The sequence below is a fragment of the Prevotella sp. HUN102 genome, from assembly GCF_000688375.1.
Lineage (GTDB): Bacteria > Bacteroidota > Bacteroidia > Bacteroidales > Bacteroidaceae > Prevotella.
The window spans coordinates 1868083-1886792 of sequence record NZ_JIAF01000004.1 but is presented as its reverse complement, the minus strand read 5'-3'; the positions used below and the strand labels follow the sequence as shown (position 1 = coordinate 1886792).

Annotated in this window: 16 protein-coding genes and 1 pseudogene; 7 read left to right on the top strand and 10 right to left on the bottom strand. The window is 42.3% G+C overall.

What is annotated here, in order from left to right; genetic code table 11:
• Positions 1–282 precede the first annotated feature (282 nt).
• The 4 genes from P150_RS0113360 (at position 283) to glyA (ending at position 4078) form a co-directional block, all read left to right on the top strand.
• Positions 283–777: a gamma carbonic anhydrase family protein gene (locus P150_RS0113360; RefSeq protein ID WP_028898129.1), complete on the top strand. Its 495-nt coding sequence runs from the start codon at positions 283–285 to the stop codon at positions 775–777.
• Between the two features lie 309 nt (positions 778–1086).
• On the top strand, positions 1087–2016 hold the full coding sequence (pyrB, locus tag P150_RS0113350) for an aspartate carbamoyltransferase (protein ID WP_028898128.1): 930 nt from the start codon (positions 1087–1089) through the stop codon (positions 2014–2016).
• A gap of 133 nt (positions 2017–2149) precedes the next feature.
• On the top strand, positions 2150–2608 hold the full coding sequence (gene pyrI / locus P150_RS0113345; RefSeq protein WP_028898127.1) for an aspartate carbamoyltransferase regulatory subunit: 459 nt from the start codon (positions 2150–2152) through the stop codon (positions 2606–2608).
• Between the two features lie 189 nt (positions 2609–2797).
• Positions 2798–4078: a serine hydroxymethyltransferase gene (gene glyA, locus P150_RS0113340; RefSeq protein ID WP_028898126.1), complete on the top strand. Its 1281-nt coding sequence runs from the start codon at positions 2798–2800 to the stop codon at positions 4076–4078.
• Positions 4079–4304: 226 nt separating this feature from the next.
• Here glyA and P150_RS17710 read toward each other — a convergent pair whose 3' ends face one another.
• From P150_RS17710 to nspC, 3 genes are all read right to left on the bottom strand, one after another.
• On the bottom strand, positions 4305–4661 hold the full coding sequence (locus P150_RS17710; protein WP_155953015.1) for a hypothetical protein: 357 nt from the start codon (positions 4659–4661) through the stop codon (positions 4305–4307).
• A gap of 264 nt (positions 4662–4925) precedes the next feature.
• The gene (locus P150_RS0113330; protein WP_028898124.1) at positions 4926–5615 is read right to left on the bottom strand and encodes a DnaJ domain-containing protein; all 690 of its coding nucleotides are present in this window, start codon (positions 5613–5615) and stop codon (positions 4926–4928) included.
• Positions 5616–5657: 42 nt separating this feature from the next.
• On the bottom strand, positions 5658–6821 hold the full coding sequence (gene nspC / locus P150_RS0113325; protein WP_028898123.1) for a carboxynorspermidine decarboxylase: 1164 nt from the start codon (positions 6819–6821) through the stop codon (positions 5658–5660).
• A gap of 75 nt (positions 6822–6896) precedes the next feature.
• Here nspC and P150_RS0113320 point away from each other — a divergent pair, with 75 nt between their 5' ends.
• Complete coding sequence (locus tag P150_RS0113320; RefSeq protein ID WP_028898122.1) at positions 6897–7505, top strand: thiamine-phosphate pyrophosphorylase; 609 nt, start codon at positions 6897–6899, stop codon at positions 7503–7505.
• 38 nt (positions 7506–7543) lie between these two features.
• Positions 7544–8482: a ribose-phosphate pyrophosphokinase gene (locus tag P150_RS0113315; RefSeq protein ID WP_028898121.1), complete on the top strand. Its 939-nt coding sequence runs from the start codon at positions 7544–7546 to the stop codon at positions 8480–8482.
• Positions 8483–8609: 127 nt separating this feature from the next.
• Here the strand turns inward: P150_RS0113315 and nhaA are convergent, their stop codons facing one another.
• The 5 genes and pseudogenes from nhaA to mltG form a co-directional block, all read right to left on the bottom strand.
• Positions 8610–9941 (bottom strand): Na+/H+ antiporter NhaA, encoded by a 1332-nt coding sequence (gene nhaA / locus P150_RS0113310; RefSeq protein WP_028898120.1) that lies wholly within the window; start codon positions 9939–9941, stop codon positions 8610–8612.
• 36 nt (positions 9942–9977) lie between these two features.
• The gene (locus P150_RS0113305) at positions 9978–11336 is read right to left on the bottom strand and encodes a DUF389 domain-containing protein (protein ID WP_028898119.1); all 1359 of its coding nucleotides are present in this window, start codon (positions 11334–11336) and stop codon (positions 9978–9980) included.
• Between the two features lie 272 nt (positions 11337–11608).
• On the bottom strand, positions 11609–12640 hold the full coding sequence (locus tag P150_RS0113300) for a YeiH family protein (RefSeq protein ID WP_028898118.1): 1032 nt from the start codon (positions 12638–12640) through the stop codon (positions 11609–11611).
• 114 nt (positions 12641–12754) lie between these two features.
• Positions 12755–13647, bottom strand: a pseudogene (locus P150_RS16565) (LysR substrate-binding domain-containing protein).
• A 784-nt stretch (positions 13648–14431) separates the two neighbouring features.
• Complete coding sequence (gene mltG, locus P150_RS0113290; RefSeq protein WP_028898117.1) at positions 14432–15466, bottom strand: endolytic transglycosylase MltG; 1035 nt, start codon at positions 15464–15466, stop codon at positions 14432–14434.
• Positions 15467–15622: 156 nt separating this feature from the next.
• Between mltG and P150_RS0113285 the strand changes: the two genes are divergently transcribed.
• Positions 15623–16270: an HAD family hydrolase gene (locus P150_RS0113285; RefSeq protein ID WP_028898116.1), complete on the top strand. Its 648-nt coding sequence runs from the start codon at positions 15623–15625 to the stop codon at positions 16268–16270.
• A 97-nt stretch (positions 16271–16367) separates the two neighbouring features.
• Here P150_RS0113285 and P150_RS0113280 read toward each other — a convergent pair whose 3' ends face one another.
• Together P150_RS0113280 and lpdA are read right to left on the bottom strand one after the other, a co-directional pair.
• Entirely contained in the window at positions 16368–16973 is a 606-nt protein-coding gene (locus P150_RS0113280) for a riboflavin synthase (RefSeq protein WP_028898115.1), read from the bottom strand.
• Between the two features lie 365 nt (positions 16974–17338).
• Positions 17339–18697, bottom strand: coding sequence for a dihydrolipoyl dehydrogenase (lpdA, locus tag P150_RS0113275; protein WP_028898114.1), 1359 nt, complete (start codon positions 18695–18697; stop codon positions 17339–17341).
• Positions 18698–18710: the final 13 nt, after the last annotated feature.

The window sequence follows — 18710 nt, the reverse complement described above, 5'->3', positions numbered from 1 at the left end:
ATTAGAATTTGCACGTTGTGAAAGCAATTTTCAACAATGTATGATGGAATTTTAAAGTACGTATATCGCTGAATCATCCTGTATTGAATGTGATAATTTCAAGACTGTTTGCGAAACATCTGGATTTGTTTGCTCAATTCAGAAAAAATGCAGAATTTTGTCAGCGTATTCTGAATGGTTGGTTTTTCCGGAAAGACTGGACGATTCATTCTGTCGGTAAGTCATCTGACAACTGAATACCTTAATATAATAGTATGAATAAACTTTGACTCTAAAAATATTATGGCACTTATAAAATCCGTAAACGGTAAAGAACCCAAATGGGGAAAGGGATGTTATTTCTCTGAAAACGTAACGCTTGCAGGCGAAATCACGATGGGCGACGATTGCTCTGTATGGTTTGGAGCCGTGTTGAGAGCCGATGTGAATGCAATTCGCATTGGTTCGGAAGTGAATATTCAGGATTTGGCGTGCATCCATCAATCTCGCAGCAATCCAGTGATTCTTGAAGATGGTGTAACGGTCGGGCATTCGGCCGTGGTCCACGGTGCAACAATTCGACGAGGGGCACTCGTTGGAATGAACTCGACGGTGCTTGATGGTGCCGAAGTTGGCGAGAACTCGGTTATTGCAGCCGGAGCTGTTGTGCTGCAAGGTACTAAAATCCCTGCGAATGAGATTTGGGGAGGCGTACCAGCCAAACGTTTGAAGGCTGTTGAGTCGGGAGTGTCGCGCACGTTCGCCGACCATTATCTTGAATACAAAAAGTGGTATTAAGATGCGGAGGTTTGTTTTCTTTCAACTTTATAAGTGATTGAAAATCAGATGTGTTTTTATTCGTTTTCATTCTTGCGAAGATTGCCTTCCATTCTTCGCAAGAATGCAATGCAAACGTGCGAAGAATGCCGGACAATCTTCGCACGTTTGTAAACCATCCTTTTCAAAACAAATGTCATACTACTGAAAATGGCTGCAAAAAATGTGAAAAACATTCGGTTGTGGCTTATTTTTATAGGTATGTAAACTTGCTGAATGAAAATAAATCCGTACCTTTGGACTCGATAACAGACCCAACATACACGACAGATGGAAAAACATGATTTCGTGAATATTCAGAATTTGGATAAAGAAGAACTGATGTATCTTATCCGAATGGCTGAAGAATTTGAAAAAAAACCGAACAGGGATTTGCTCAACGGCAAGATTATTGCCACTCTTTTCTATGAGCCTTCCACAAGAACACGCCTTAGTTTTGAAACAGCAGCCAACAGATTGGGTGCAAAAGTAATCGGATTTACCGATGCAAAGGCGTCGAGCGTCAGCAAAGGGGAAACATTGAAGGATACAATCCTTATGGTGGGGAACTATGCCGATGCGATTGTGATGCGCCACTATATAGAGGGAGCTGCCCAATATGCTTCAGAAGTGGCACCGGTGCCGATCATCAATGCAGGCGACGGCGCACACCAGCACCCATCGCAGTGTCTTCTTGACCTGTATTCGATTTATCAAACACAGGGAACGCTCGAAAATCTGGACATCCATCTTGTAGGCGACCTTAAATACGGACGCACCGTTCACTCTCTCATTATGGCTATGCGCCACTTTAACCCAACTTTCCATTTCATCGCACCAAAGGAACTTGCAATGCCTGAGGAATATAAAATCTACTGTCGTGAGCATAACATCAGGTTCATAGAACACGAAGATTTTTCGCCGAAAGTGATAGCAGGTGCTGACATTATTTATATGACGAGAGTTCAGAAAGAACGTTTCTCTGACCTGATGGAATACGAACGAGTGAAGAATGTGTATATTCTCCGCAACGATATGCTCGGCGAGGTTCGTGAGAATATGAAAATCCTTCATCCACTCCCTCGTGTAAATGAAATTGCCTACGACGTGGATGATAATCCTCACGCATACTATATCCAACAGGCTAAGAACGGACTCTTTGCACGTGAGGCAATCTTTTCTTATTGTCTGGGCTGTAAATTGGAGGACGTGAAGTTATAGGATATTCTCCTTTGTATGCTTTCTTTTGAGAAAGAGTCTCCGATAGAGAGCATACGGCAAAAGGAGGAAGGGAATTGAAAGAAATTGCTCTGAACAAGAGAATGATGAAATAAGTTTTTTAGATACTTTTTCTATGTCAAAAAAAGAACGCTTAGTGGCCGCGATTGAAAACGGCACCGTTATAGACCACATACCCGCAGGCAAGACTTTCGATGTGGTGAATTTGCTTGAGCTGCAGAAGTTGGAGAATCCTGTAACCATAGGCTACAATTTTTCGTCGACAAAGGTTGGCGAAAAGGGAATAATCAAAGTGAGCGACAAGTTTTTTACCGACGATGAAATCTCCCGTCTGTCAGTAGTAGCCCCCAATGTAGTGCTCAATATAATCAAGGATTATGAGGTTGTGGAAAAGAAAAAGGTGGTAACGCCCGATGAATTGTGTGGCATCGTGAAGTGCAACAATCCCAAGTGCATTACCAATAATGAGCCAATGCGCACCATATTTAATGTGGTGGATAAATCGCAGGGAATCCTCAAGTGTCATTACTGCGACAAGGAGCAGCATATAGATAAGGTGGAAATCTGCGAATAGGGGAGAAGCTTATCAAAATAGGGGATTTGAAGATTCCGAAGATTCAAAACCGACACACTTTTCGATGAAAATATTTGTCGATTATATTTAATTTGTTTATATTTGCATCCACTATAATAACCGATGTCTTTCGGCTGAAAAGATACCATGAAAAGGTTTACGCCAAAGACACTTAATACTTTAAACAACATGAGAAGAGATCTTGAAATTTTCGATCTTATCGAACAAGAGCATAAGCGACAGCTGAAAGGCATGGAGCTTATTGCATCTGAGAATTTCGTGAGTGACGAGGTAATGCAGGCTATGGGCTCATACCTCACAAACAAGTACGCCGAAGGCTACCCCGGTAAGAGATACTATGGTGGTTGCCAGGTGGTGGACGTAGTTGAAACGCTGGCTATCGAGCGCGTGAAGAAAGTATTCGGCGCAGAATACGCTAACGTTCAGCCGCACTCTGGTGCGCAGGCTAATCAGGCTGTGTTCCTCGCCGTGCTGAAACCAGGCGATACATTTATGGGTATGGACCTCGATCACGGTGGCCATCTTTCTCACGGAAGCCCTGTAAACACATCTGGTATTCTTTACAAGCCAGTCGGCTATACATTGAACAAGGAGACTGGCCGTGTGGACTACGACAATATGGAGAAACTTGCCCGCGAGCATAAGCCAAAGCTCATTATTGCAGGTGGTTCTGCTTACAGCCGCGAATGGGATTATGCCCGTATGCGTAAGCTCGCCGACGAAGTTGGTGCTATCTTTATGGTGGATATGGCTCATCCGGCAGGTTTGATTGCTGCTGGTTTGCTCGACAATCCTGTAAAATATGCTCACATCGTAACAACTACAACTCACAAGACACTTCGTGGTCCTCGTGGTGGTGTTATCCTTATGGGCAAGGATTTCGACAATCCTTGGGGTATCACATTGAAGAATGGCGAACTCAAGAAGATGTCTGCCATCCTCAATTCTGCTGTATTCCCGGGCAATCAGGGCGGTCCGTTGGAGCACGTTATCGCAGCTAAGGCTGTTGCTTTCGGCGAAAACCTTGAGCCAAGTTGGAAAGAATATGCAACACAGGTGAAGAAGAATGCTGCAACCCTTGCTCAGGCATTGGTTGATCGTGGTTTCGACATCGTAAGTGGTGGTACAGACAACCACTCTATGTTGCTCGATCTTCGTGGAAAATTCCCTGAACTGACAGGTAAGGTGGCTGAAAATGCTCTCGTAGCAGCAGACATCACTGTAAACAAGAATATGGTTCCTTTCGATAGTCGTTCTGCATTCCAGACCAGTGGTATCCGTCTCGGTACAGCAGCTATGACAACTCGTGGTGCTAAGGAAGACCTGATGCTGCTCGTTGCTGAATTGATTGATACAGTTCTCACATCTCCTGAAGACGAGAAGGTTATCGCAGCAGTTCGCGAAAAGGTTAATGCAACAATGAAGGATTATCCATTATTCGCTTACTAGAACAAGAATTTAATTCAAAAAATAATATTGTAATATTTAATCCCTCCCAACTTTGTTGGTGAGGGATTTCCTTTTCCATTGATTTCCATCCGTTGAAGAGCGAAGGAAATGATGTGTTACCTTAGTTTTTGTATTGGTATGCAGGTGTTATCTGCAAGGGGAATGTAACTTTAGAAACTGTTCTGCTCTTAATAATAGCCAATCCTAATCTCAAGTAAAGATTGCTTTATAAACTGTTCTTGAGCTGAATGTATTCCTTGAATATCCACGATGTGCCATTTGAAATTGCGACGGATGCTTCTGCTAAAAGCATAAATCCTGCTATTACCAATAGCATAAAGAGGAAACTGAATCCAAAGAATAGCCACAAATTGCCGTTTGGATCGTCTTTCTGAAATCTATCTAATCGGGAAATGGTCTTCTTTATGTTGGATATTTTATCATTGTTTTCCTCTTCATCATTCAATTTGGAGTCTACATTCTGTTCTGTAAGAGTCTTGCTTGAGCTCAAGTTCTTTTTGTATGTATCCTCATCTTCCAACGGATTGTCAGAAAGCTGTTTGGCTGAAGGTGCATCTTTCAAAAGTTTTGTTGATACGACTGGTAATACACTGTCCGAGATCTTTTTTTCTTTTGTTTCTCCTACTGGTATGACGGAACGGGCCTTTGTTCTGAAAGGTGTGTTTTCGTCTAATTGACAAAGAAGATTTGAACTGCAATATGGACATTTGCATTTTACCTTGCCAAATGATTTTGTTTCAACGGAAAACTGATGCCCACATTGATTACATCTTACCTTGAATAGCATTTCTCTATCAAATTTATTCGTGTATTATAGAATGATTTTCTATACAAATGAATCTCTCATTTGCTTTAACAATTCTTTCTGATGTTCGGAAAGGCTTGTAGGAAGTTTCACATTGTAAGAAATAATCAAATCACCGTGAGTTCCATTTCCGAGATTAGGCCCTTTACTCTTCAATCTTACTTTCGTGCCGTTCTGAGTGTAGGGCTTCATCTTCAATTTTACCTTCTTTCCGTCTGGTAATTGAACGATAACTTCACCACCCAATATTGCCGTGTAGAAATCTACATCAACTTGAATATCCTGTGTTTGTGGTTTAGGTCTTTCCCTTCGATATGTAGTTCGCTGTGAACCTCCACCGCCAAACAAGTCTTGGAAGAAGCTGCTGAAGCCTCCACCTCCTCCCATTCCTCCGAAACTGCTGAAGTCGAAGCCTTCAAATGGATTTCTGCCACCACCTGCATTGCCTCCGAATCCACCTCCACCAAAGCCGTTAAAGGCATCGGCACTGCGCCACTGCTCTCCATACTTGTCGTATTTAGCACGCTTGTCAGGGTCTCCAATTACCTCAAATGCCTCGGAAAGTGCCTGAAACTTAGCTTTAGCTTTTGGATCATCGGGATGAAGGTCGGGATGGAATTGCTTTGCACGCTTTCTGTAAGCTGCACGTACATCCTTTTGTGGTATATTCTTATCGACACCTAATATTTTATAATAATCTACAAATGCCATATTATATCTGTTTTTGCAAATCAAACTACAAATAATATGCCATTAGTCCATTCGCGAACGATAATCTTCATACGTAAATTCACGCAGAATCTCGAGTGTTTCATCCGTCTTTAAAATAGCAAGGCTCGGATGCGTAATGCCGTTGAACATATTGGTTTTTACCGTAGTATAGTGAAGCATATCTTCAAAGATAATGTTTTCGCCAACTTGCAGTTCGTGGTCGAACTCCCAATAGCCCATCCAGTCGCCACTCAGACAACTGTTGCCACCAAGCCTATAAACAGATATGTCTCCTTGTTTTCCGTCATCTACAATGGAAGCGTTCCTTACTGCCGGCTGATAAGGCATTTCCAAGCAATCTGGCATATGACAAGTGAAGCTGACATTGAGGATAGCTGTCTTGATACCTTTGTCTTCCACTACATCAACAACTTGAGAAACGAGCGGACCTGTTTGCCAACCGAATGCACTCCCGGGTTCCATAATAACCTTTAACCAAGGGTATTTGGCTTTGAAAGCCTTAAGAACCTGAATAAGTTTGTCAATATCATAGCCGTCCCTTGTCATCAGATGACCTCCGCCAAAGTTTATCCATTTGATTTGAGAGAACCATTTGGAGAATTTTTCTTCGATATGTGTTAGCGTTCGCTCGAAAACATCGCTCCCATTCTCGCAATGGCAATGTATGTGGAAGCCTTCAATCTCTTGAGAAAGCTCGTTGGGCAGTTTGTCATTGGAAACACCAAATCTGGTTCCCGGTGCACAAGGATTATATAATAAGGTGTCAATTTCGGAATATTCAGGGTTTACGCGCAAACCAATACTAAGTTTTTCATTAATATCCTTAGCTCTCTTTCCGAACCGATTAAGCTGGGATAAAGAATTAAAAACCAAATGCGAAGAGCATTTTGCTATTTCATCTATTTCGTAATCTGTATATGCTGGAGAGAATGTATGCGTGGGTGCACCAAATTCTTTGTAGCCCAACTTTGCTTCGTACAATGATGAAGCCGTGGTTGCATTGATATACTCACGGAAAATTGGGAATGTCTTCCACAGGGCATAAGCCTTGAAAGCCAGAATTATCTCGATGTCAGCCTGCTTTGCAACGTTGGAAATCAATTCAAGATTCCTGCGCAGTCTTCTTTCTTCCAAAACATAGACTGGCTGATGCAACTCTTTGAATGTAGATGGGTTTACTTTCATTCTGCAAATGTAGTAATTTTTTTTGTGAAATTCAGAAATAATCTCTACCTTTGCAACCACAAAATTAAAGGGACTATGAAATTAGTCATTATGACTAAATCCACATTTTTCGTGGAAGAAGACAAAATACTGACTACTCTCTTCGAGGAAGGACTGGAAAATCTCCATATCTCGAAGACGGATAATTCTCCCCTTTATCTGGAAAGACTCTTGAAACTTATTCCATCTCAATACCATAAATATATCACAGTCCATCAACATTTTTATCTTAAAAACGAATTTTCGCTTGCGGGGATTCATCTTAGTTCCGTTGATGCCGATATTCCAAGTGGTTACAGAGGAAAAATAAGTCGTGATTGCAGCGATAGTTTGAGACTGAAGGAGGCTCGGAAGAAATCTAACTATGTTTTTCTCAAGAATATAAACGATTGCATTGAATATCCTGAAGAAAAGCGAAACATCTCTGATTTTGAGTTAAGAGAATTGAAACGGCAGGGCTTAATCAATAAGAATGTCTATGCAATGGGAGGCATAACGCTTGAAGATGTTTCACGAATCAAGGAGTTAGGCTTTGGTGGTGCCGTCTTCTGTGGAGATTTCTGGAATCATTTCGATATACATCAGGACAATGATTTCAAGGCTATTATAGCCTACTTCAATAAACTGCGCAGAGCAGTAGAGTAGAAATATTAGTTATTTCACAACATATTACAATAAGAAAAATGAGTGAAGAAAACTCTTTTATGGTATTCTCCGGAACCAAGACGAGATACCTCGCAGAGAAAATCTGTGCAAGTTTAGGAGTACAGTTGGGCAATCTTACGATGACCCGCTTCTCTGACGGTGAATTTGCTGTTTATTATGAAGAAAGTATTCGAGGCAAAGACCTGTTCCTTGTTCAGAGTACATTCCCATCTACCGACAATCTTATGGAGCTTCTCCTGATGATTGATGCGGCAAAGCGTGCCTCAGCTAAAAGCATTACGGCCGTAATTCCTTACTTCGGTTGGGCACGTCAGGATCGTAAGGACAAGCCACGTGTAAGTATCGGTGCTAAATTGGTAGCAGATATTCTCAGCGTTGCAGGCATTGACCGTTTGATGACTATGGATCTTCACGCAGATCAGATTCAAGGTTTCTTCGATGTACCCGTGGATCACCTCTATGCAAGTGGTGTTATCCTTCCTTACCTCCAAAGTCTGAAACTGGAAGATTTGGCAATTGCAAGTCCTGATGTTGGTGGTTCCAAGCGTGCCAACACGTATGCAAAGTATCTTGGTGTGCCATTGGTATTGTGCAATAAGACCCGTGCTCGCGCAAACGAGGTTGCAAGTATGCAGATCATCGGTGATGTAAAGGGCAAGAATGTTGTTATCGTCGATGATATGGTGGATACGGCCGGTACAATTACCAAGGCTGCCGACATTATGAAGGAAGCCGGTGCAAAGAGCGTTCGTGCCTGTGCGTCTCACTGTGTGATGAGTGGCCCGGCAACGGAACGCGTAGAGGCGTCATCACTCGTTGAAATGGTTTTCACAGATTCAATTCCTTATACAGACCGTTGTTCTAAAGTGAAGCAAATATCGGTAGCCGATATGTTTGCAGAAACCATTCGCCGTGTTGTAAACAACGAAAGTATTTCCAACCAATACTTGGTATAATCTTTTTATACTGTATTTACGAAACAGGAACATATCTTTAGTGATATGTTCCTGTTTTGTTTTATTCTGATTTAGACTCTATAAAAGCTCTTTCAGCCATTTGCTGAATGGAATCAATCTATGAAGATTATAGTTTTCTTCTATCTGATTTCAGCAATAGATAGCCAATTACACCACTAAGGAACGAGGCTGCAAAGATTCCTACCTTTGCCTGAACTATATTGACAGAATCATTGAAAGCCAATGCAGTTACGAACATAGACATTGTAAATCCTATGCCTGCCAGAAAACCTATTCCTAAAAGTCTTCGCCACGTCATTGAACGCGAAAGATGCCCCAATTTCAGCTTCAGCAACAGCCAGACAGAAAGCATTATGCCCAATGGTTTTCCTATCAGCAAACCAAGCATAACTCCAATTGCCACGTAGTTGGAGAAGATTTGTGCCAAGTCCATATCTACAAAAGCCACGCCTGCGTTTGCCAATGCGAAGACAGGCATAACAATGAAAGATACAAAGGGATGCAGACTGTGTTCGAGGCGTTGGAGTGGGGGGATAGCGTTCCTCGTTTCGTCCTTCACTTTCGAGAGAATTTCAAGCTGTTCTGTTTCCAATGTTATCACGTCGTTCATATCAGCTTCCTCAAACAATTTGAGTTGTCGCTTTGCACGAGCCACGAATACCCCCTCGTTGATTCTTGAATCAGCCGGAATCATAAAAGCTGCAAGTACGGCCGAGATAGTTGCGTGTACTCCTGACATAAGAAAGGCCGTCCAAACTCCAACAATACCGATGATACCGTAGAACCAAACATTCTTTACGCCCATCTTGTTGCCGATGAACATCAGCAGCAAGAAAGCCACACCGATGGCAATGCTTGTGAAAGATATGTTGGAAGTGTAGAACAAAGCGATGATGAGCACTGACCCAAGATCGTCTACGATTGCGAGAGTTGTGAGGAATACTTTTGCCGTTAATGGCACTTTATCGCCCAACAGATATAGTATCGCCAATGCAAAAGCTATATCCGTAGCCATTGGTATCCCCCATCCGTGCGCCGATGGTGTTCCAGCATTGAATGCAAGGTAAATGAGCGACGGTACTATCATTCCGAAAATTGCCGCACCAACAGGCAGCGTTACCTTTCTTATATCCCGAAGTTCCCCACCAATAAACTCACGTTTCAGTTCCAGGCCGACAACAAAGAAGAACATCGACATCAATCCATCGTTAATCCAGTGCCCAAGACTGAAGTTGAAGAATGGTTCATAGTTATATACGAAACCGAAATGCTGCTCGAAAAATTTAAAATACTGCTCTCGAATAGGCGAATTTGCCAATATCAATGCTATGACAACAGAAATAGCCAGAACCATTCCTCCCGACTTTTCCTGTTTCATAAACTGTTGAGTGGGTATAATTACCCTTTGGTTTAGTTTCTGTTGATAATTCTTTATCATATAATTTGTTTAATTGAACGGTTGATGGCGAAGAGGTTATTCTCTTCTTGTTATCAAGACCAGACTGTCTGCACTCACGCGCGCTTTCAGCCATTCCGTCATCCGTTTACGTTCGGCATCTGTTTGTCTGAAACTGTTCACAACCTTGACAACCGCCAACACGTATTTGCGTGGTTGCAACGTGTCTGTCGGCACTTCAGTTGCTGCCGTGAGCGTTAATGAACGTACTTCGGGATAGAGCGTTTGCATCTCTGGCTTCAGCAGCGAACCTGCCTGTTCGTACTTTACGTATTTATTTAAGTTCTTCTGCAACTGTGCCAACTCAACTGTTTGCTGTTGAATGATTTCCACATTATTATTCGATGTGGAAATTTGATTACCCATTTCTGTTCTGAGTGCCAACAGACTATCTGTACCCATACCTTGTATGACTTCCAAATGAATACCTTTCAGTCTGCTGAACTTGCTCATTTCCTGTTGTGCTTTGGCTATCTGTTCGTCAGTTATCATATTTCCTACTGCTACAATTCGGAGCGTAGTGTCATTTACTATGTTCTGTGATACGATTTGTGTTCCTTTCCACGTCAGATTATCGTGGCTGTAAATTCCCAGTTGTCTGTTGAAAAGACTTTCACGGGTAATCTTAACAGTCATAATTCCCGCAGGAATCATTGTTAGAATCACGATAGCGGCAATCGTTCTCAGCACAACCTTACGCCGTTGTGGGTCAGTAAATTCCTTGTGTCTGAATTTCATCAGCCGGACACCGATGAATGTTGCAACAGTGATAAATACCGTATTAATGAAATAAAGAAAGAATGCACCTGCAAAGAACGCCAGATTGCCGTTTGCAATACCGTATCCGGCTGTACACAGTGGTGGCATCAGGGCTGTTGCAATGGCAACACCCGGCAGAACGTTGCCTTTGTCCTTTGCGCAATGTGCCGTAATTCCCGCAGCACCACCGAAGAGCGCAATCAGAACATCATATATGTTGGGCGATGTACGCGCCAATAATTCAGACTGTACTCCCTGATAGGGTGACAGTACAAAGTAGATAGTGGCAGTAGTGATACTGATTGCCGTTGCAATAAACAGATTCTTGCCCGACCGTTTCAGCAATGGGAGGTCGTTGATACCGATTGCCAGTCCGATTCCCAATATCGGACCCATCAGTGGCGATATGAGCATCGCACCGATAATTACGGCCGTAGAGTTCACGTTCAATCCCAATGAGGCCAGAAAAATGGCAAAAATTAGAATCCAGAGATTGGCACCCGTAAAGGAAATATTCGACGTAATGCTTTGGATGATAGCTGATTCGCGTTCCTGATCGCGCGACATATCAAAATATTTCTTTATCTGCTGCCAGATAGTTAAATCCGTATTGTTCATTATTTCATAATTGATATATACCTACAAAGATACGGAAAAAGAAATGTTTTTCGGAGGTTCTTAAAATTTATTTGCAGATATTTGGAGCAATTATTAAGCTGCTTCTGCCAATCTCTTGCCAATATGCAAATATATCTTGAACGAGGTACACGCTTGAATCATTCACACGTATACCTCGTTCGAGATTAGTTTAATTACAAAACATTATTTACCGCTATTGGCAGTAAAGAATTAAGTTGCTATTGCCATATTGTTAGGTTTTCTTTTTCGGATTAAATCAGTGGGACTACGAACCGTGCGAGACAATATCCTCCTCCTATCAGCCAGCAATAGATGATGGCTGCCAACAGGAAGGGCTTGAAGCCGGCTTTCTTGAATTTCTCAAAACTTGTTTCTGCGCCCAATGCCGTCATTGCCATTGTCAGGAGGAAGGTGTCAAGTGTTTTAATAAATTCAACTGCCGGAATAGGCAATATATTCAGGCTGTTGAAACAAATGACGAGAAGGAACAGAATAGCGAACCAAGGTATCTGAATCTTGCGTTTCTGTCCACTCTCATCTGCCGACACAGCATCCTTTGCCACGAAAAAGGCGATTATCAGCAGTACGGGAACAAGCATCATCACACGAATCATCTTTACGATAATTGCATTGTCGCTGATGGCTGATCCCATTGCATTGCCTGCACCAACAACGTGGGCTACCTCGTGAACGGTTGAGCCGGTAAAGATTCCCATCTGGTCGGCAGGCAAATCAAAGATTCCCGCACGGTAAAGAACAGGGTAGAGAAACATTGACAATGTGCCGAAGATAACCACCGTTGCCACGGCAACTGCCGTTTTGTAAGGTTTCGAGCGGATGGCACCATCAACGCCCATTACGGCTGCCGCGCCACAGATAGCCGCTCCGCACGAGGTAAGAAGAGCTATGCTCCGGTCCATTTTCAGGAGCTTTCCGATGAAAACGCCGAAGAATATCGTTACGATTACTACGATTGCATCAATGATAATAGCCGGCAGCCCGACTGCCATAACGTCCTGAAAGGTAAGTTTGAAGCCGTAAAGAATGATGCCCAGTCGCAAAATGCGCTTTGAAGTGAATACAATGCCCGGCGTCCACGTCTCCGGCAGCGTGCTCCGGAGCGTATTAGCATAAATCATACCTAAGATAATGCCGATAATCATTGGCGAGAATGAAATGGTTTTCATTATATTCATTTCGCCGATGTAGAATGCCGTAAAGGCAAATAGTGCCATCAGCAGAATGCCTTGGAGCATACTGCTCTTCTCGTTGGATAGTTTCATAGTTGTTATTTCTTCTTTTTGTTTCCAGTTGTCGGTTTGCATCAAAGCGTTTCTCTCTGACGATAAGTACTGCAAAGGTAAGAAGAAATAACTGTTTATGGTTATACAGATTTGCTATAATCTATAATTTTTCGTTATATGTTCGCTGAACATTGATTGAAGACCGGTGCTTTTACCTTGTTTCTCCACTATGTTCAAGTATCTGTTGATGGGTAAATCCCTGATATCAATTACCTTGAATTCTCCATCAAGTATTTCTTTACTTACTGCGCGTATAGATATGATACCCATAACGTTAGAGCGAGAAACAAAATGCTTGATACCTTCGGTTGTTCCAAAATTCAAGATGATGTTGAGGTCGGACAATCTGATGTTTTTTTCGTTAAGATGCTGTTCTATCACATCGAGTGTTCCCGAACCATACTCACGCATAACCAAGGTAATGTGCGAAGTTCATTGATGGAAATCTCGTCCTTTTCAGCCAGTGGATTCCTGCTTGAGACGATGGCGACCAGTTCGTCTTTCATAAATCGGGTATATCTCAATTCGGGCTGTCTGCTGACTCCTTCCACCAAACCTATGTCTATGCGTCCTGCCTTCAGTTGTTCTTCAATCTCGTGCGAGTTGCCTGAAATCATATTCACGTGCAGATTGGGGTAGGCTGATAGAAACGATGCCAGAATTTCCGGAAGAATGTATTGCGAAATGGTGGTACTGGCTCCTATTCGCAACTGCCCTGTGATGTTCTGTTGCAACGCATTCATCTCGAACTGCATCAGTTCGTAGGCTTTTATAATGCGTTCGGTGTGGTCGAGCAGCAGTTCGCCGGCTCTTGTGAGCTGAATTTTGTTGCCGAGACGGTCGAACAATCGTGTGCTGAACTCTTTTTCCAGTTCAGCTATATGCTTGCTCACGGCAGGTTGGCTGATATACAGTATTCTTGAAGCCTGCGAAAAGCTCAAGTTGCGTGCCACATTCTGAAAAACTTTTAGTCTTATGTCTATCATAGTTTGCTTTAATGGGTTTTTGTTTTGGTCTGTTTATGTTCTTGTATTCCACAAAGGTAATAATTTTAAACAAGGTGTACAAAAATAATTGCTGCAAGTTTGTATTGGTGCCTGATTAATCCTATATGCAGAAAAAACTGGTTTATGAACCTATACGATGGGTAAACAATGGCAGAGTAATTGGTACAGACATTATAATAAGTAATAAATATAGCTTAAATAGGTATTGACAGTTAGTCTTTTATATATCTTTTTTGTCGAAATTTCAAACAATGAATTTGTGATGATGAGGTGTATTTGCCTGATTTCTGTAATATCTCATTACTAAGAATCGTACTTCTAAGTTCATTGAAAGAGAGTTTTAAGCCTTGTTTTTCGGTTTTTAAGAAGTCAAAAGTGCGAAAAATGGAATCCAAATGTGCGAAGAACAGATTGCATTCTTGCGAAGGTTGCATTTCACTTTCCGCAGTATTGAAGGCTGAATTTCGGATTTAGTCAATTATTTTAGCTGATTAATGGCTTTTTTTCTTCTGTTTATGCGAAGAATGGGAGAGTATTTCTTGTTTCGTTTTTTGTAAAAAATGAAAAGTGTCTGGCTGTTAGTTGTTTATCGATAATCTGAAAAACAGGGAATTTCTAAAATGAAAGTGCGTCTAAAATTCTCGTAGGGATTTTAGACGCACTTTTGTAAATTTAATTCAGCAAGTGAGGAATGCAATACAGCCTTGTTCAGTTCTGGAAAAATCGAACAATTATTTGAATAGCTGAATATGCGTAATAGGATTTATTGGATACCTCTTTCGTTCAACGCCTTCGCATATTTTTCGGCATTCTTCAAATGTTCCTCGTATGTTTTTGCAAAGTTGTGGGTGCCGCTGAAATCTTCTTTTGCACACATATATACATAATCGTGATGAACATAATCGAGCACGGCATCGATTGCTGCTATGCAGGGGATACGGATTGGCCCCGGAGGCAAGCCCTTGTATTTGTAGGTGTTGTAGGGACTGTCGTAGGATAGCCATTTGTGGTAGATGCGATGCGCTTCAAAGTTCTTGGTGGCGAACTTTACGGTCGGGTCGGCTTGCAGCAGCATGTCCTGATGCAGTCGGTTGATATACATACCGGCAATCATCGGCATTTCGCCCTCGCTGTCTGTTTCCTCGTCTACGATGCTTGCGAGCGTAACTACTTCCGACTGTTGGAAACCTGCACTCTTTGCTTTCTGAACACGCTCGAAAGTCCAAAACTTCTTGTATTCTTCTGCCATCTTATCCATAAACTTGTCTATGGAGGTGTTCCAATAGAATTCATAGGTATTGGGAATGAACATTGAGATGATGGTTTCAGGCGTGAATCCGTACTTCTTGCAAGTTTCCTTTGAGGTAAGGGCATTGAGTAGGTCGGCTTTTGAGAACATCAGTTTGTTGTCAATTTCCTTGGCAAGGTCGTTTATTGTTCTTACGGATTTAATGGTGATATTTACCGGTGCCTGATAGCCGTTTCGCAAATGTCTGAAAGTTTGCAACGCACCTTCGTTTCCTATCTGATAGCGGCCGGTGCGAATCTTGTCTGCGTAAGAGGTTAAGCGTTCCATTTGCCTGAATGCCCATAAACTGTGGGAGGTTGAAACTTTTTCGAGCTTGGTGTAAACGGAGTCTATATTATCGTTGTCGTCGATAAATATATAATGTTTTTCACCTGTTTTTGACATTGCCGTGAAAAGGAAATAGTAGGCTACTGCTGCGAGCAGAACTGCTGCACCGGCTGCTATTTTCAGTGCCTTGCCTTTTTTTGCTTTACGCTTTGATTTTGCCATTGGAATTTTTTTCTATAAAACAGTGTGCAAAGATACACATTTAATCAAAGAACTTTCTTCGTTCATTCGTAAATGCTCTCTATTTTTTCTATTTTTAATACACTTGTTGGCTTTTGTCTGATTTATAATAGGTAATTTTGCACGAAAATTATAACGATGAAGGAGTTTGAAACTTATATATTTGACCTTGACGGCACGCTGCTCGACACGCTGAACGACCTTGCAGCGAGCACGAACTATGCACTAAAATCATCGGGAATGCCCGAAAGAACCATTGATGAGGTAAGGCAGTTTGTGGGAAATGGAGTGAAGAAACTGATGGAAAGAGCTGTTCCGGACGGTCTGGAGAACCCGCTTTTCGAGCGGACCTATGCTGCTTTCCGTCAGCATTATCTGGAACATAATCTTGATACAACAAAACCGTATGACGGCATTCCTGAAGTATTGGCAGAACTGAAGAACAGGGGAAAGAACATAGCAATCGTGAGCAACAAGTTCTATGCTGCGACACAGGATTTGGCACGCCATTTTTTCCCCGATACTATTGAGGTGGCTATCGGCGAACGTGAGGATATCAACAAGAAACCTGCACCTGATACAGTAATAGAGGCACTTAGACAACTGGGTGTTTCCAAGGAGGGAGCTGTCTATATTGGTGATAGCGACGTGGATATAATGACTGCACGGAACAGCGGATTGCCGTGTGCAAGTGTATTGTGGGGATTTCGGAATAAGGATTTCTTGATAGAAAATGGTGGTAATCTTTTCATAGAAGAACCAAAAGAATTGCTGCCTGACAGCTAAACAATACGCCCTCGCCTGCAAAATAGCAAACGAGGGCGTATTGTTTTTATGATTCTGTGTCTTGATTCAATTTGTCTGTAATTCCATTTTTTCAGCTTTACTTCTGAAAACTGTTTAGTCTTGCAATATATTTGCCAAGAATGTCAAACTCGATATTGACTACCGAACCGACCTGAATGTCTGCAAAGTTTGTATTTTCGCGTGTATAAGGGATGATAGCCACCTTGAAAGTGTTGTCGGTTGGTTCGCAGACGGTAAGCGATACACCATTGATGGTAACGGATCCCTTGTCTACCGTGAAATAACCACGGCGTGCCATTTCTGCGTTTTGCTCATATTCAAATGTGAAGTAGGTGCTTCCGTCGGCATTTTCTATCGCCTTGCACTTTGCAGTTTCATCAACGTGTCCCTGCACGATGTGTCCGTCCAAACGTCCGTTCATAATCATTGAACGTTCTACGTTTACACGGTCTCCAACTTTAAGCAGACCGAGGTTCGACCTGTCTAAGGTTTCCTTCATTGCCGTAACCGTATATGTATCATCTGTAAGACGAACGACGGTAAGACAAACTCCATTGTGCGCAATGCTCTGGTCTATCTTCAGTTCATTGGTAAATGAACATTTGAGCGTGAAGTCAATATTTTCTTGATAACGTTCAATGGCTATTACCTGTGCCATTTCTTCTACAATGCCTGAGAACATAATTTAAAATCAGTTTTTATTGAATATGAACTTTCGGGTTTATTTGGATTAATAAAATAAAGGCGAGGTTCTCATTGGAGCCTCGCCTTCGTGCCCCCTCAAAAGAGAGGAAATGGAAAAGTCGTATCGATGATGTGATGAAAAGTCCGAGTATCAATGATAAGAGAGCTCTCCGTTTTTGTAATCCACTGGCCTTTACGGCTTAGTCGCTTAAATGCGCTTTATGTGGCCCGCCATCAACAAGAGAAGTCATCTCGGTTTTCTTATTTATTTGATGACTATCCCGATCGAATCGATACGACTGTTGTTTGTCCTTTCTGCGTGCAAAGATAGCACATTCTTTTTTATGTGCCAAACATTCACACTTAAATTATGGCATCAAGGAGAATCTCGCCAATGGTTGGATGAATGTGAATGATGTCTCTCAAATCATCTAACGTTGCATCATTGTTCATTAGTGCTGCCACTTCCTGACTGATGTCGGCTGAATGGGCACCGAATACGTGAGCACCGATAATCTTGCCTTCTTCATTTGCAATGACCTTCAGCAATCCTTCGGTTTCTTCCATTGCCAATGCCTTACCGTTTGAACGATAGAATCCCTTCTTCACGATGCACTTGATGCCTTCCTTCTTGCACGCATCTTCTGAAAGACCCACTGAACCTGCCTCGGGATAGGTGAAAACGGCTGCCGGCATAATATCGAAACGGATTTTGTCTTCCTTGTTCAATATTCTGTTCATAACGCGCATTCCTTGGAATGTGGCAGCGTGTGCAAGCATCTGTTTGCCATTAACATCACCGATAGCATAGACGCCGGGAACGTTCGTTTCGTAGTTTTCATCTGTTTCAATGCCTTGCTTGATACAGTTGATGCCGGCTGCCTCAAGGTTGAGTCCTTCAATATTCGCAGCTCTGCCAGTAGCAACGAGCACTACGTCTGCCGTTACTTGCTTGTCCTGTCCCTTTTGGTTGAAAGATACGGTTACTTGCTTGTTGTCGGCAGTTGGTTCAATTGCCGTTACACCACTTTGCAAGTGGAATTGGATGTCTCTCTTTTCCATTGTCTTGCGAAGACGCTTTGCGATGTCGGAATCCATTGTCGGCAAGCATTCCTTCATAAACTCGATAACAGTTACGGAACTGCCGAATGTTTCGAAGGCAGATGCCAACTCGAGACCGATAACACCGGCACCGATAATGGCCATTCGGTTAGGTATATAGTCAATGTCCAAGAGTTCTGTCGATGTCATTATCTTTCCTTGCAGTACTTTTCCTTCCGGAGAATCCAATGCAGGGATGAAAGGAAGCATACGAGCACGTGAACCGGTAGCAATGATGATGTTGTCAGCAGTAATCTGTGTGCCGTTTACTTCAATCACTTTCTTGTCTACAAACTTTGCTTCACCTTCTATATAAGTAATTCCGGGCTGAGAAAGCAATCCCTTTACACCTTCGCGTAATGTATTGATAACCTCAGTTTTGCGCTCTTGTATTCGATTAAACCTAACGTGTCCACCACCTACACAGGATAGGAGAGGATTGCGGTATAAGTCTGCATCGTGTGCGAAACTTTTTGTTGGGATACATCCTTCATTCAGGCAGGTACCACCTGGATGTTTTTTTTCGATGATAGTAACCTTGAGGCCATCTTTTGCTGCGTGAACAGCAGTATGATAGCCTCCAGGGCCAGCACCGATAATAATTAAATCGGTTTTTTCCATAATATTCTTACTT

Bases quoted from the DNA above. Each gene is read 5' to 3' on its own strand.
- P150_RS0113360 (WP_028898129.1), top strand. From the start codon at position 283: ATGGCACTTATAAAATCCGTAAACGGTAAAGAACCCAAATGGGGAAAG.
- pyrB (WP_028898128.1), top strand. From the start codon at position 1,087: ATGGAAAAACATGATTTCGTGAATATTCAGAATTTGGATAAAGAAGAA.
- pyrI (WP_028898127.1), top strand. From the start codon at position 2,150: ATGTCAAAAAAAGAACGCTTAGTGGCCGCGATTGAAAACGGCACCGTT.
- glyA (WP_028898126.1), top strand. From the start codon at position 2,798: ATGAGAAGAGATCTTGAAATTTTCGATCTTATCGAACAAGAGCATAAG.
- P150_RS0113330 (WP_028898124.1), bottom strand. From the start codon at position 5,615: ATGGCATTTGTAGATTATTATAAAATATTAGGTGTCGATAAGAATATA.
- nspC (WP_028898123.1), bottom strand. From the start codon at position 6,821: ATGAAAGTAAACCCATCTACATTCAAAGAGTTGCATCAGCCAGTCTAT.
- P150_RS0113320 (WP_028898122.1), top strand. From the start codon at position 6,897: ATGAAATTAGTCATTATGACTAAATCCACATTTTTCGTGGAAGAAGAC.
- P150_RS0113315 (WP_028898121.1), top strand. From the start codon at position 7,544: ATGAGTGAAGAAAACTCTTTTATGGTATTCTCCGGAACCAAGACGAGA.
- nhaA (WP_028898120.1), bottom strand. From the start codon at position 9,941: ATGATAAAGAATTATCAACAGAAACTAAACCAAAGGGTAATTATACCC.
- P150_RS0113305 (WP_028898119.1), bottom strand. From the start codon at position 11,336: ATGAACAATACGGATTTAACTATCTGGCAGCAGATAAAGAAATATTTT.
- P150_RS0113300 (WP_028898118.1), bottom strand. From the start codon at position 12,640: ATGAAACTATCCAACGAGAAGAGCAGTATGCTCCAAGGCATTCTGCTG.
- mltG (WP_028898117.1), bottom strand. From the start codon at position 15,466: ATGGCAAAATCAAAGCGTAAAGCAAAAAAAGGCAAGGCACTGAAAATA.
- P150_RS0113285 (WP_028898116.1), top strand. From the start codon at position 15,623: ATGAAGGAGTTTGAAACTTATATATTTGACCTTGACGGCACGCTGCTC.
- P150_RS0113280 (WP_028898115.1), bottom strand. From the start codon at position 16,973: ATGTTCTCAGGCATTGTAGAAGAAATGGCACAGGTAATAGCCATTGAA.
- lpdA (WP_028898114.1), bottom strand. From the start codon at position 18,697: ATGGAAAAAACCGATTTAATTATTATCGGTGCTGGCCCTGGAGGCTAT.